Origin of the sequence: Streptomyces sp. Ag109_O5-1, assembly GCF_003814875.1 — a bacterium.
In the GTDB taxonomy this organism is placed as follows: domain Bacteria; phylum Actinomycetota; class Actinomycetes; order Streptomycetales; family Streptomycetaceae; genus Streptomyces; species Streptomyces sasae.
This window is the reverse complement of the sequence record NZ_RKQF01000003.1, coordinates 94,283-108,172: the sequence shown is the minus strand read 5'-3', so window position 1 is coordinate 108,172 and position 13,890 is coordinate 94,283. Positions and strand designations below refer to the sequence as shown.

Here is a 13,890-nt window from a genome sequence, read left to right as displayed (position 1 = left end):
GACACGGCGGCGCAGGGCCCGGCGCAGCCGGGGCCCGGGAGGCAGCGGCCACCCGCGGCAGTGACGGTGCACCGTGCGCGCGGGTGCCCAAGAGCGCGGCGACCACGGAGGCGTTGCGGGTGTAGGCGGCCAGGAGGAATGCCATCTGCGCCTGGTGGCCAGCCGGGAACCGTGCGGCAAACTCGGCCTGCTCCTCCGGATGGAGGAAGGCATCGTGGCGCTCGCAGCGCGGCGCCTTCCTGTTGGTGCGGGCGGCGCCCGGCGAGCTGGTGTTCATGACTTCAGGAGCCTGCCCGGGTCCGTCTGTGGACAGCGGGCGGCCGGTGGGGCCGTTCCGCATGCGGTGGTGACAGCGCTTTTGGTGCGTCACTCGGGCTGATGCTGGGTGGCTGTCCGCATGGTGCACAGGTTGGCGTCCGGGTTACGCCTGTGCCGTTGTGGCGCGATGATGGCGTTGCGGTGCGGCAGAGGTGGCCGTGCGTACAGCCCTCTTACGTTTGCGGAGTCACCGGTGTACGAGACTGCGAGAGCCGCTCTGCAGGAGCTCGAGAACGATCAGGTTTTCGAGCGGGTGGCGTTGCATGTGCTGCGGGTTCGTTTTCCGCAACTGCGGATCACCAGTTCCACGGGGGATCTGGGTCGGGATGCGTTCGGCCGTCCCTTGTTCGGCGAGAACGACCAAGTCGTGCTGTGGGCGAGTCTGCAGCAGCGGTGGACGGACAAGCTGAAGTCCGAGCTGGTGAAGAACGCCAAGCACAGCAGGCGGGCCAAAGCGATCTACGTGATGAACCGCTCGACCAACGAGATCACCAAGGAGAGGTGGAGACAGAAAGCACGCACAGAGTACGGCGTTGAGATGGAGATCGTCACTCTGGCTGAACTGGTCACCGAACTGGAAACAGACGGCTTGCGGTGGGTGGCCGAGCTCGAGCTTGGTGTACGTCCACGGGCTCCACGCAGGCTGTCGACGTGGGCGCAGTACATCGACGCTCTGTCCGTGTCGGTGCCCGGGATGACCGCGCCCTTGGTGGGACGCGAGGCGGAGATGCAGGCGCTCAGAGCGGCATTGGCTGACAGGAGTCCGGCGGCGCGGGTCGTGGTGGTGGAGGGTGCGGGCGGGGTCGGAAAGACCCGTCTGGCGATCGAGGCGTCGCGGTCGGTGTCGGCGGTTCTCGTCGCGCCCACGGGTGTGTCGTTGGAGGCCAGCGCGTTCACGGAAGCGCCGGTCGATGCTCCCCTGCTTGTTCTCATTGACGATGCCGACCGTGCCCCGGATCTGAGCGGGCTTCCCGCGCTCCTGCACGACGGCCGTTTCGACCGTGTGCGTCTTGTCCTGACAGTGCGGCCCGGCCGTCACCTGGGGGTGCTGCAGCGCTGGAACATCGAACGCTGGGGCGGTGCTGTCGTCCCGCTTCGTTCCCTGGACAGAGGAGGCATCGACGCGCTTGTCACCGGGCGGGGGATCATGAATCCGGCCTTCCGTGAAACCGTCATCAATATGGCTCAGGGCAACCCGCTCATCGCTCATGCGGCCTGCGAGGCGGGGCTTGCCGCAAACCGGTTCGACTGGCCGAGCGCGGCCGATCTGCTGCGGGTCACCGTCGGGAGGCGTCTACCGGCCGACGACCCCGCACAGGAGCACCGGGCCGCGGCGGTGGCGCTGTCGGTGCTGGGCACGGTCACCAGTGGGGAGGATCTCGCCGTGCTGGCTGGTGCGGTGTCGACGCTTCCGCCGGAGCCGCACCGGTTGTCCGTCCTGCTGGATGAGCTGGCCGATGCCGGGCTGGCCGATTCTTCGCCGTACTCGGTGCGCCCTGCCCTGCTTGCCCCGGTTCTCCTCGCCGACGCGCTCGATCCTCACGCCCGGGTCCGGCTGGACGTGGACCGGGTGCTGCAAGCGGTGCTGGGGATGGCCGGGCTCGAGCTGGACGGGCGGCCCGTCACGTCCGCTGGCCGGCACCTGGAATTCGGGGCGTCCCGGCTCGGTCCTCAGTTGAACGTCCTGGCGCAGGCAGCACACGACCGGGCAGACCATGTGGTGGGTGCCCGGCTGGCTGCGGCTGTCCGCGCGCTGCTGCCGTCCGAGGCGCATCTGGGCGAGTGGGCGGCTGTGGTCGGCCTAGCCGGTGAAGTGGCCGTGGCCGCCCCCACTATCTTCGCGGACCTGCACGAGACGCTGGTGAAGCGGTGGCCGCCGGATCCTGCACCCCGCTTGCTGGACGGCGGAGACCCGGTTGCCCACTACCGGTACGGTCTGCAGCACTTGGGCGAGCGGTTCGCTCAGCTCGCCCACCGCATCGGGCTCGATGCGGTACCCAGTCCGGTCAGCCTGCTGCTCGATGTGGCCTGGTTGATGGAACCGGCCCTCCCCGTAGAAAACTCTGACCGGCGCGAGGGGGTTCTGCGTGCCATCGGGCAGTGGTGCTCCGCGCCGGCCCACGCCCTGCCGCAGCAAATTGACGCACTGTTCGAGCGGCGTCGCGAGGTCCTGCGGGTCATCGCCCAGTGGCACCGGGACCGGGCTGCCTACCCTCCGCAGGAGCTGGACGCCGGGGAGAGCGCCATCCGTGGCCCCCTCAGCCTCGCGCGCGTGCTTGTAGTAGCCCTCCAGCCGCTGCTATGCCTGACCGTGGAAAGCACTGGCGGCACACCCGAGTCAGCGAACACCATCTCCCTGCACGCCGCTGTGCTGCCTGACCGCCCCGAAACCCTCACCCTGCTACGCGAGGCGCTCACGCTGCTCGCCCCGCTGCTGGACGAACCCACAATGCGCAGTGGTGAAGGCTTGCCCGTACTGCACACGCTCGTCTCCCTGCCCGGTCAGTTGCGTGGCGAAGGAGCGCGGCCGATGGCGTTCTCCGGCGTGCCCATGCCCAGCCACGCGGTCGCCGTATTGGACATCGCAGCGGGAGAGTTCACCGAACAGATCGCCGCGCGGTGGGACTCGCTTCCTTTGGCGGTGAGGCGCAGCGCAGCCCAGGCTGTGCTGGGACCTGATCCACGGCCTCGTTCCCTCGCCGGAGCGGCCGAAGCCGGGGATGCGGTGGCAACCGTGGCGCTCGCCGACACCCGACTTGGCCGTCTCCTTGTGCTGCAGCCGCTGCGCAGCCGCGCTCCCTGGCGTAAAGCGCTTGAAGATCAGCAGCGCGCCGCACAGCAACTGGGCAGCGAGATGGATCTGCCGGATGCGCTCCAGCTGCTGGAGGAGACCGGCCCGAATGTCACAGGCGTAGCAGTCAGCGCGCTTCCTGCCTTCACTCGGGCGGTCGGAGCTGCGGCCCCAGATCCCCAGCCCGCGTTCGAGCGGATAGCCCAGGCGCCGATGGCCGGCGAAGATGCTCTGCTGGCGGGACTCGCACAGCGTCACCCCGATGCCCTGTGGTCCTGGATGGAGGAACGGCTGGGCGAGCCGCGCCTGGCCGCTGCGGCGCTGTCCTTCGCCCACGAGCACCCAGCGCGCGAGCCCCGCCTGTTCGACTTGATCCTGCAGGCCGCCTCCGCTGCCTCGGCGGCAGGGGACGAGGGCGCGGCCCGCTTGGCGGGGAACCTGACGTGGCATTTGGTCGCGTGCAATCAGCCGCTCGCCCAACGCATGGCCGTCCTTGCCTTGCTGGCGGAGCAGTGCCCTGCCCCGGCTCTTCCCACCACGCTCGAGGTGATCGGTTTCTTGCTCCAGGAGGCGCGCAAAAGCAGCTTTCGCATCGATACCGCCGTCGCCGCGAAGTACGCGGATGGGCTGCGCCGTCGGTTCAGCGAGTCCGATCAGATTGCCGCAAACGTCGACTTCGACGAGGACACGGCCTACGGTGCCGCCGAGATCGCCTCCTCCCTGCCGGAGGAGTTCGCCGCCGTCGCATCCGGGCAGCTGCTGGCCGTCGACGGCAGATCCGGCCTCCCGCTCGCTTGGAAGCGGTCACTCGAGAAGCTCCCTCCGTCAGCGCGCGAACGGCTCGTCATCGCCTTCCAACGGAGGATGGACGAAGCCCGCGCTGCGGCGGGAGTCAGTGCCCGTGTCGATCTGACGGCCGCTGGGGTTCTGACGGTGCTCGGTAACGGAACGACAGCCTGGGCCGACATCCTGCGGCAGTGGGCGTCCGGGGCACCAGCCCAGCGTCGGCAGGCCGCGGCCGCCCTCCAGCACTCATGGCAGGATCCGCTGTGGGCAGAGATCATCTCGGTGCTTCTGTCCGCAGGCGTCGACGCAGCCACTAAAGACGCCCTGCTGGCGGGTGTCGTCCTGCCCGGTATGACAACCGATCTTCCTGATGCACTTCAGCCCCGCCGGGAGGCATTGTCCCCGCTGCTCACAGACCCGACCGCTGCTGTCCGCGCTTTCGCCGCCGACGCCCTGCACAGCCTCGACGTCCTCGAAGAGGAAGAGCGTCGGCGGGAAGCCGACTTCGACCGCGGATACCGCACCTGAACCATCCTGGGTCGGTGCGGTCCTGCGTCCCGCCTGTAGCTGTCGCGCCCGCCGCTCCGCCCTGCACTCCTCCAGGCGAACCACCAACCGCCAGAGCCCACAGGGCGTGATCACTGCAGCGACCGAGAACTGGCCAGGACTCCTTCCGGATGCTCGTCGATCCAGGACAGGCCTCCCAGGTCAAGGCGTCGGCGGGTGCGCGTGACGGCGACGTAGGCGAGACGGGCCTCGGCGTCGTCGACAGGGTCGGGGGCGAGCGACGGTGTGCTTCCTGCCGGGTCGTCGGCGGTGTCGTTCGGGGAGCGGGCGAAGTCCTCGGCGATGAGGACGCTGGGCCATTCGCGTCCCTTGGCCTTGTGGGCGGTGGAGACGGTGACGTGTGCGTGCGGTTCGGGGGCGAGTTGGGTGATGGCGGCGAGGATGGCGTCGGCGCCGTGGGTGTCGACAAGGTTGACCAGGGGCTGGAGGTCGCGGCCGGCGGGGTCGTGGGCGGCGTAGTCCTGCAGATCGCCCCAGCAGGGGAAGAGGAGCAGTTCGGGGTGGTGAGTGCGGCGGCCTTCCTTGAGGTGGCGGGCCGCGAGGGCCAGGGCGTGCAGGTTGTCTCCTCCCCCGGCCAGGGCGACCCGGTGTCCGGCTGCCATGTGGGTCATGACCTGGGCCATGGCGCCGACGTTGGTGCGGCACAGGACGGCGTCCGGCTGTGTGACGAGGCCGAGTTCGGTGGGCACGGCGGGGGTGCCGGTGAGGCGGATCGGCGCGTCGGCCAGGTGCAGCCAGCGGTTGGCTTCGGCGGCGAGGTCGGGGCCGAAGCGGAAGGACTGGGACAGGGCGAGCTGGGTGCCGTCGAAGCCGGTCATGATGTCCTTGGCGCCGCGCCAGTGGTAGATGGCCTGGGCGGAGTCGCCGACCATGACCAGCTGGGCGTGGTCGCGCTGGGCGAGGAAGATCTGTTCGACGACGGGGTTGGTGTCCTGGGCTTCGTCCAGCAGCAGGAAGTCGGCCTGGATGCGCGGCCGGGTGAGGGCCCAGATCTTCAGGTAGTGGTCGTGGTCGAAGCGGACGGCGCCGTCGTCGGGGTGTTGCAGGTCGGCCCACGCCTTGTGGGCGAACGGCACGATGTGGGCGGCGAGTTGGGTGTGGAGGTCGGTGTCGTCCAGGCCGCGCAGCCGGGGCACGTGATGGGGGGTGATGGCTTCGTCGGCGGTGTGGCAGAAGCGTGCGACGGTGCGCAGGGTGGCGTTGGAGAGGGCTCGTTGCGTCACCTCGCGGTCGCCGATGCGGACGGCTTTGTTGATGCCGAGCATCTGTCCGGTCTGCCAGGCGGGGCGGCGGGGTGCGTTCAGGCGGTGGGTGTAGCGGTGGCCGACGGCCGCGTAGGCCAGGGCGTGGGCGGTTTTGCACTGGACGGTGTTGGGGAAGCGGGTGCGGGCGTCCTGGGCGATGGCCCGGTTGTAGGCGAGGTAGCGGCCGCGGCGTGTAGTGGTGCGGGCGAGCAGGGCCAGGGTGGTGGTCTTGCCCGTGCCGGCGCCGGCCTGCAGGGCGAGGTGCTGGCCGGCATGGAAGGCGTCAGCCGCTGCCGTCTGTTCGTCGGTCGGGTTCATGCGGGGGCTGCTCCGGGGGTGCGGGTCAGGGCGTGGCCGACGGCTGCCAGGAGGTGTGCGGCCGTGGTGTGGGCGAGCAGTTGCTGCACGGCCCGGTCGAGCCGGTGGGCCTCGTCGCTGGCGTGTTGGGCCAGCGCGCGGTGCAGGGCCAGCTTCACGAAGACTTCCGGGCTCTGCCCCGCTTCATGGGCAGCCTGGCGGATCGTGGCATCGACGGCGGGTGGGAAGGCGAGGTTGAGCAGGACCTGTCCTGCGGCATCCGGGTAGTGGGTGGTGATCACGTCCACGGGAAGCCGTGCGGCGAGGCGTTGGCGCAGCCGGTGCGCGGCGCGGTGGGGGGTTTTGGCGCGTACGAGGGTCATGAGGCGGGTGGTGTCGTGGTTGGTGGCGAGCGGCAGCACGCGGACGGCTTCGCGGAGTTCGGCTGAGCTCAGGGGGCGGGTCAGGACGACTTCCAGGGCGTGGTGCGGCATCGTCACCGCTCTCTGCTGTCGTGTGCCGGTGGATAGGGCAGATCGGTACGCAGGTGCTCGGCGTGCAGAAGGGGATCGAAGACCTGCCATCCGGCCAGTGCCAGATCGGCGGTGCCGTGGGGGAAGGCGTGCGCGGAGCAGCGCTGGATGCGCCAGCGTCGTTGTTCGGCGTGAGGCAGCCGGCTGAGGTCGTAGACGGCCATCATCTGTTCGGGCAGAGCAAGCTCGCCGCGCCGGGGGCCGACAGGCAGCAGGCTCCAGGATCCGGCCGGGCCGTCCGGACCGAGGACGGAGCGGGGGCAGCGGCGGCGGTGGTTCGTCTGGGCTACGCAGCGGACGGCCTCCACGGGGCCGTCGGCGAGGTAGAGGCACAGCAGCATCCGTACGACCGGGTGGTCGGGGGAGCCGGTGCCGGTGGGCGCTGTTGTGGTGGGAAAAGCCGTGGGCGTGAAGGCGCCGGTGTCGATCAGGCGGCGGGTCCGTACGGCGAGTTGGCGGCGCGCCGACTCAAGGGGCCGGCTGATCCGGCAGATGGGGGTGCGCTGCGGGCAGAGCACGGCGTGCGGAATGCGGCACCAGGTACGGCCGTCGTCGTGCGGGTGGGCGATGCCGGAACTCAGGTGCCAGCGGCAGGGGGCGGGGACCTGGGCAGTGGCGAGTTCGGCGGGATGCAGGGCGATGGGCCGCCCGTCCGTACGTGGGTAGAGGTCGATGCGGTTGCCGCATTGGGGGCAGCGGCGGCTCTGGCCGGCGCGCAGCAGGCGGCTGGGGCTGGTGGTGGCCACCCGCAGCGGACGGCGCACCGGTGCGGTGCGGGGGCTGCCGTCCCAGTGGCAGCCGGCGGGGGCGGTGTTGGGGCGCATGGCGAGGACCGTGCCAGGCGCCCCCTGCCGGAGGCGGGGCAGGCGGGCCGACAGTCCCCCGGCCAGCCCAGCGGTATCGAACGGCGACGCGGTTCTGCGAGTGTGCGTTCTATACGTGCTCGCCGGTTCGGGTGATTTATGCCGCGCTGCAGGCCTGGCGCGACCGGAGTCAGGCGCCCTTGGATCCGGGCGGGGTGTGGCCTTCACAGAGCGAGCCGAGCAGATGCTCGATGGGGACGTCGAAGGCGTGCGCGAGGGCATGCCAGGTGGTGACGGTGCCGGCGGCTCGGCCGTGTTCGAGGTCGATCAGCGTGCGCCGGGCCAGGCCGCTGCGGCCGGCGAGTTCGTCGAAGGTCCACCCGCGCTCATTCCTCAACCGCGCCAGCGTCACACGCAGGGCGTCGCGGTCCGGGTCGGGGGGCAAGATCGTCACTCCACCATCCGACGGTGCAGACACCTGCCCTGTCAGTGCGGATTTCTGCACTATCAGTGCAGGTGAGCGCACCGGGCCCCCACTTCTGCGCGAGTGCAGGAATCTGCACTACGGTGCGGGCGGCTCCCGCGTGCGCACCGGGAGACCACCGCGCGACGCCGGCGCAGACCAGAGCGGAGGGACAACGAACCGATGCGGCTTGCCAGCACACACGCCACGGTGCAGCGCATCTGGACAGTGCGCCTGCGCCCGCAGACGGGCGGACCGGCCCTGGCCTGCCCCCGCTGCACGCACAGCCCCGTCCTGCAGGCCGTCTCCGCCCGCTCGGCCGCCCTCACTCATCTGGCCCGCCATGCCCGCGCCGACACGTTGCCCGGGCATCTGCGCACCTGCCAGTGCCGGGCGCTGGGCTGCCGCTGGCACCCCCGCCACCGCGGCTGTGCGGGGCCCGTTCTGCTCGCCCTGACCTGCGACCGCGGCGGCCGTACCTGGCGACTGGCCGATGCCTGCGCCGCCTGCGCGGCGGCGATGAGCCGCACCGCCGTCGTACCGCCCACCCTGCTCCGCGCCGACCGCACCCCGACGCACTCCAGTACGTCGCGCTCTGCGCGCATCGCACCGCCATTCGGCCCGGCAGAGCAGCAACGCGTACGCGAAATGCTCACCTACCTCGCCACAGCACTGCCGCGTTTCTCCTCCCCCGCGGCCCGGCTGCTCGCCCTGCAGTGCGCACTGCGCGCTGACCGCCAGGGGCAGATCCGCCTGCCCCACGGCTTCCTGCGCGGCATGCGGCTGCACGGCCGCGCAGAGCTGTGGCTGGAGCTGGAACACGCCGGCTGGCTGCACCGCTTCAGACGCAGATGCTCTCCCATCCAGGCGCAGTTGCTCGATGCCCCCGTCCTCCACCAGGATCCCGGACGCGCCGCGCGCGTCCGCGCCGCCCAATGGGCGCTGCGCCCCGCCCCGCTGATCCTCTCGCCCGCCCTGCCCTCCGCTCTACGGCTGGCCGCACTGGCACTGGCCGCCCACAGCACCGCTGGGGCGGGCGGGGGTGAGCTCGATGCTCTCGCCCGCCAGTGCGGGCAGCCGCCTCAGCAGTTGGAGGACCTCCTCGACCAGTTGGTCCGCGCCCGTCTCGTGACCACCTGGCGCCTCCATCACGACGGTGACGAGGTGCGGTGGGAGCTGCCCGGGCACTCCTGATCGGGCAGAAGTCGTCCAGCGGGCCGAAGTCGGCTTCTTGGCAGGCGAGTTCAGCAGCCGCTCCGCCGCGCGGGATGGCGACCGGGCAGCGCCCGGCGTCCTTCGTTGTCGCCGACTTGTTCACCCTTTCAGGTGTATCCGGCAGGCGGGAAAGTCCTCGCAGCGCGGAGCGGAGCAGCATGGGCATGCCGGGCTACGGCAGCAGTCATCACCGAAAGAGGCAGGGGCGGGTGAACAGGTGACGGGAGCTTGGCTGTCCGGCTCCTGCCAACCCGTGCCGGTGCGGGGGCAGTCGACGGCGGGCGGGTTTCGTGGGGCGGCCGGTGCAGGTCAGGGACTGGGCCCAAAGGGGCTGCCGACCGGACAGGTATGCGGGACCCTGCGGCGGCACGGCAAGGGGTGGGCGGCGTGAACGCGGCGGAGGGTCCCGGCGGCCTGATGGAAGGCGAGGCCGCGCCGAAGGCGGGGCAGGGTGTCGTGGTTTTGTACCGCGAGCCCTACGGGCCGGTGCGCCTGCGCAGCGCGGCCGGGCTTCGGGGCGTGGCACTGGAGGAGTTCGGGCCGGTGAGCGAACCGGTGCCCTACCGGGGCCGCAAGGGCATCATCACCTACTGGCCGGTGGCGACCCGGGAGCAGACCGTGGTGTGCGGCAGCCTGCGGCAGTGGCGGCTGGCGATAGAGCTGGACTTCGAGCCGGCCTGGGCGGCGTTCAGCGCCGGCCCGGTGGAACTGCGGTGGCGGGCCGGAGGACGCCTTCGCCGCTGGCGCCCCGACTTCGTGGCGCGCACGGCCGAGGGCGAGCGTGAGGTGCTGGTGCTGAAGCCGCCCCGACAGGAGAGCCTGCCCGCGGTGAGACTCGAGGTGCTTCAGGAGGTGGCGCAGGCGGCCGGGTGGCGGGTGCGGCAGGTGCGTGAACCGTCGGGGCTGCGCGCGCGGAACCTGGGCTGGCTGGCCGGTTACCGGTTTGCCGTGGGCGACGAGGAGGGCCTGGGGCGGGCGCTGCTGGAGGCGTTCAGGGCGCCGACCGGTCTGCGGGCGGGGGTGGCGGCCAGCGGGCTGGACGAGCTGACCGGGCTGGACCTCGCCTACCGGATGCTTTGGCAGCGGCGGCTGCTGTTCGATGCCGCGTATCCGCTGCTGCCCGACGCCGTGGCCTGGACGGCCTGAACGACCAGGAGGGGGCACATGGCGGGAGCAGACGAGGGCCGGTCTGCGGGGTCGCTGTCCATCGGGGCGCTGGTGCGCTGGCACAGGCACGAATGGGAGGTGGCGGAGTGGCAGGGACCGCTGGTCACGCTGGTGCCTCGGGACGGCGCCGAGGCGCCCCGGGCGGTGTCGTTCCGGTGGCTGGTGGGCGCGGAGGACTTCGCTGTCCTCAGTGGCGGTGCGGCACCGGCCGCGGGTGGGACGGCTCTCGGCGGGTGGGGCCGGCCGGAGGGGCGGGAGGAGGAGGCCGCGCTGTGGCAGGCCCGCATGGTGGAGATCGACACCGGTCTGGCGCCGGGCCGAAGCGAGCATGCGTGGGGATTCGGGCCGGAAACGACGCTGGCCCAGCGGTGCGCCGCGATGTCGGCGCGGCTGGCCGCCGACGGCATCCGCTGCTCCGCCCACACCCTCGCCGACAAGCGGCGCAAGTGGAAAGCGGCCGGGGAGAACCCGGTCGTCCTGCTGCCTCAGCCGCGGGAGGGGCGGCCGGGGGGCTTCACTGATCCGCGGTGCCTGGCCGCCATGCAGGAGGTGGTGGCCCGGCGTGCGCATGCGTCGGACGTGACCATCGACGTGATCCGCGAGGAAGTCGAGGACCTGCTGCACTCGCGGTACGCCGAGGAACTCGGCTCGGCGGCCGTGGCGGCCCTGCTGCCCTCCCGTTCCACCTTCTACCTGCGGATGAAGGAGTCCGGCCTGGCCGATGCGCTGGGCCAGCCGACACGGGCCCGGGCCGCCCTGGCCTCCACCCCGCCGCTGCCCCATGGCGGGCGCGAGGTCGTGCTGCGGCCGGGACAGGTGACCCAGACCGACACCACGCCGCTGCGGATCCTGGCCCGCGGCGACGACGGCCGGCCCACCGCAACGGAGCTGTCCACGCTCATCGATGTGGCCAACCACAACGTGTGCGCGCTGATGATCACGCCCAGCCGCCCCCGGGACGCCGAGAACGGGCAGGTGGGCCAGGCGACCCGGGCGATCGACCTGACCCTGATGCTGGCTCAGGCCTTCGCGCCCTGGCCGGTGATGCCCGGCTGGGACCCGCTCAGTGGGGCCGCCGCCTCCAGTCTGCCGTTCGGAGCGCTGCGGGCGGCGGACGAGCGGTTCACCGAGGCCACCGCCGCCCGCCCGGTCATCCGCCCCGAGCTGATCATCTACGACCAGGGCAGCCCCTATGTGAGCGAGCACTTCACCGAGGTCTGCGACCGGCTGCGCATCGCCCGCCGCCCGGCGCGCAAGAAGACCCCGACCGACAAGCCGCTGCCCGAGCACTTCTTCGTCACCCTCGCGCACCGCTTCAGTCAGCACGTCACGCACGGCTGGCAGGGCCGCAGCCACAAGAAACGCGGCCGCGGCATCGACCGGATGCCGCTGTACACGATTGCCGAGCTCCAGCAGATGGCCCAGGAGTGGGTGGCGCTGGAGTACCAGCAGACCCCCGACGCGGGGCTGCGCGACCCGTTCCGGCCAGGCGTCGTGCTGTCGCCCAACGAGATGTACGCGGTCCAAGTGGCCCGCAGCGGCTACCGGGCGGTGCCGCTCTCCCCCGCCCAGAACCGCTTCTTCCTGCTGCGGCAGTGGGTCCGCCCCGGCAAGGGCGGCTTCATGATCGACTATCGGACCTATCAGCCCATCGCGCAGGACGCCGGGCACTACCGGGAGATCCTCCTGCGTGGCGGCTCGAAGCTGCCCGGCCGGGAGAAGCAGTGGGAATGCCGCTTCAACCCCTACCGTCCCGAGCGGGTGTGGTTGTACGACCACACGGCCGACACCTGGGTGACCTGCGATTTCCGGCTCCGGCACCTGCTGCACGATCCGTGGACCGCGGACATGTGGCAGGAGCACGCCGAGCGGCACCAGGCGGCCGGCGGCAGCAAGCAGGACGAGGAGGCGATCGCCCTGTCCCTGGCGCAGCGCGACCGGCGTCGACGCAGTCGCAGGCCGCCACCGAAGCGCACCGGGTCCGACCGCCTTTCCAGGGGCTGGAGTTGGAGACGGAGCAGCCGTCCCAGGACCCGTACGCGGGTCTGGAGGAGTTCGACCTGTCGACCCTGCGGCCCTACCCGGCGCTGCCCATCTCGCCCATGGCACCCCCCTCTGCACCCGCCAGGTCGTCGCTGCCCGTGGGCAGCGACGACGTGGGGCGGACTTCGGGCAGCGGGCCGGCTCCGCATCCGCTCGCAGCGCTCTTCCCCGACGACGGCGACGGCCGCGGGCCGCAGGCCCTCACGGCCGAAGCATCGGCATCTGTAGACGAGGTCGTCGACGCAGAGCTCCTCGACGACCCCGATCCGGACGATGACGAGGCCGAGAACGACGTATGGGATGTGTAGGCGACCTGGGGGCAGGGGCCGTGAACGACGCAGCCGCAGTCCGGCACCCCTGGGGGCGGACGCGTCCTCCGGCCCGGGGCCGGTCTGCCGGTGCCGAGGCAGGAACCGCGATGAGGGAGAAGCGTGATGAAGGCATCCGTTGAACTGCGTGATAAGCGTGAAGCCCGCCTGCGCCAGCAGCTGAGGGACACCCCGATGCGGCCTCTGCCGCTGTTCCAGCTCACCGGCTGGACCCACTTCGTCGACGAGGAGGTGAACCCGCCCGTCCTGGCGCCAGGCACCAGTCCCACCGAGGACAGGAAGACGGACGAACAGGCCATCGCCTACCACCGGCACCTGCGGATGGTGCCCACCGACGCGATGACGCACATGCAGAAGACGGTCGTCGAGGCGGTCCACCGCAACAGCGGGAGCCGTGAGGGCCTGATGGACCATGTCATCGACGGGCCCGCGGGCACCGGCAAGACCTGCCTGCTGCGAGCGATCGGACGCACCGCCCAGCAGGAGATCGAAGTCGCCACGAACGGCCGGCAGCCCAACACGATCCCGGTGGTGCACATCACCACCCCCGCGGACCCGGAGCCGAGGGTGAACTGGATCTGGGAGATCGGCTCCTACCTGGGTCTCAACCCCGAGCCGAAGAGCCTCACGGAAGTCCTGGAGATGCGCAAGCACCAGGATGTGACCCTGCCGGTCAACTACGTCCTGGAGACGGCGCAGACCCGTCTGCTGCTCGTCGACGACATCGACCGGTCCTCGCCACAGCAACTGGCCAACGTGCTGCCCTACTTCGACTACCTGCGCGACAAGCTGGGCATCTCGCTCATCTTCTGCGGCACCGGCGCCAGCCACCTCCTGCACCAGGCCCGCATCCTGGCCCAGGACCTGACCCGGGTCAGCGCGGAGAACCGAGTACGGCTCGCACAGGCGGGCCGCCCGGCGGATCCCGTCTCGCCCTCCCCCACCGCGCTGCTGCCCGTTACCTGGCTGCACCCCCTGCCCCTGGGCCCCAAGGCCGAGGAACAGGAGATGTTCCGGCGCGTACTGGCTAGCTTCGAGGCCGACTTGAGCCTGTACCGGCTCGAGGAAAACGCCCTCAGCAAACACGCCGCCACACTGCACCAACGCACCGGCGGCTACTTCAAAGCCCTCACCTACGTCATCTCCACCGCCGCCGTCATCGCGATCCACAGCGGCAGCGAGAACATCACCGAGAAAGAGCTCAAAGCCGCGACAGCCCAGCTCGGCCCCTGGCAACCAGCCGCAAACCAGCCATGAAGCCGGGCCGGCCTCCACCGCCGCCACCGTCACCGCGACCCGAAAGCGCTGCAGCTGCTTGCGGATCGCGCTGGAGG

General features: G+C 71.0%; 9 protein-coding genes. 5 read left to right on the top strand and 4 right to left on the bottom strand.

The genetic code is table 11. From position 1 onward, the window contains the following. Window positions 1–511 precede the first annotated feature (511 nt). Window positions 512–4,423, top strand: a complete 3,912-nt coding sequence (locus EDD90_RS54900; protein ID WP_123983003.1) for a hypothetical protein — start codon at window positions 512–514, stop codon at window positions 4,421–4,423. A gap of 110 nt (window positions 4,424–4,533) precedes the next feature. Here the strand turns inward: EDD90_RS54900 and EDD90_RS54895 are convergent, their stop codons facing one another. From EDD90_RS54895 to EDD90_RS54880, 4 genes are all read right to left on the bottom strand, one after another. Then, window positions 4,534–6,024: a UvrD-helicase domain-containing protein gene (locus EDD90_RS54895; protein WP_123983001.1), complete on the bottom strand. Its 1,491-nt coding sequence runs from the start codon at window positions 6,022–6,024 to the stop codon at window positions 4,534–4,536. Beyond that, on the bottom strand, window positions 6,021–6,503 hold the full coding sequence (locus EDD90_RS54890; RefSeq protein ID WP_123982999.1) for a hypothetical protein: 483 nt from the start codon (window positions 6,501–6,503) through the stop codon (window positions 6,021–6,023). Before EDD90_RS54890 ends, EDD90_RS54895 begins: the two co-directional genes overlap by 4 nt. Then, complete coding sequence (locus EDD90_RS54885) at window positions 6,500–7,360, bottom strand: DUF6083 domain-containing protein (protein ID WP_123982997.1); 861 nt, start codon at window positions 7,358–7,360, stop codon at window positions 6,500–6,502. The genes EDD90_RS54890 and EDD90_RS54885 overlap by 4 nt, the downstream gene beginning before the upstream one ends. A gap of 169 nt (window positions 7,361–7,529) precedes the next feature. Then, window positions 7,530–7,793 carry a helix-turn-helix transcriptional regulator gene (locus EDD90_RS54880; RefSeq protein WP_123982995.1) on the bottom strand — a complete coding sequence of 88 codons (264 nt, stop codon included), beginning with the start codon at window positions 7,791–7,793 and terminating at the stop codon, window positions 7,530–7,532. Between the two features lie 192 nt (window positions 7,794–7,985). On the opposite strand from EDD90_RS54880, the gene EDD90_RS54875 reads away from it, so the two are divergent. The 4 genes from EDD90_RS54875 (at window position 7,986) to EDD90_RS54860 (ending at window position 13,813) form a co-directional block, all read left to right on the top strand. Continuing rightward, entirely contained in the window at window positions 7,986–8,996 is a 1,011-nt protein-coding gene (locus EDD90_RS54875) for a hypothetical protein (protein ID WP_123982993.1), read from the top strand. A gap of 408 nt (window positions 8,997–9,404) precedes the next feature. Continuing rightward, window positions 9,405–10,163, top strand: a complete 759-nt coding sequence (locus EDD90_RS54870) for a TnsA-like heteromeric transposase endonuclease subunit (RefSeq protein ID WP_260328890.1) — start codon at window positions 9,405–9,407, stop codon at window positions 10,161–10,163. Window positions 10,164–10,181: 18 nt separating this feature from the next. Further along, on the top strand, window positions 10,182–12,455 hold the full coding sequence (locus tag EDD90_RS54865) for a transposase family protein (RefSeq protein WP_260328889.1): 2,274 nt from the start codon (window positions 10,182–10,184) through the stop codon (window positions 12,453–12,455). 206 nt (window positions 12,456–12,661) lie between these two features. Beyond that, window positions 12,662–13,813: an ATP-binding protein gene (locus tag EDD90_RS54860; RefSeq protein WP_185149753.1), complete on the top strand. Its 1,152-nt coding sequence runs from the start codon at window positions 12,662–12,664 to the stop codon at window positions 13,811–13,813. Window positions 13,814–13,890 lie beyond the last annotated feature (77 nt).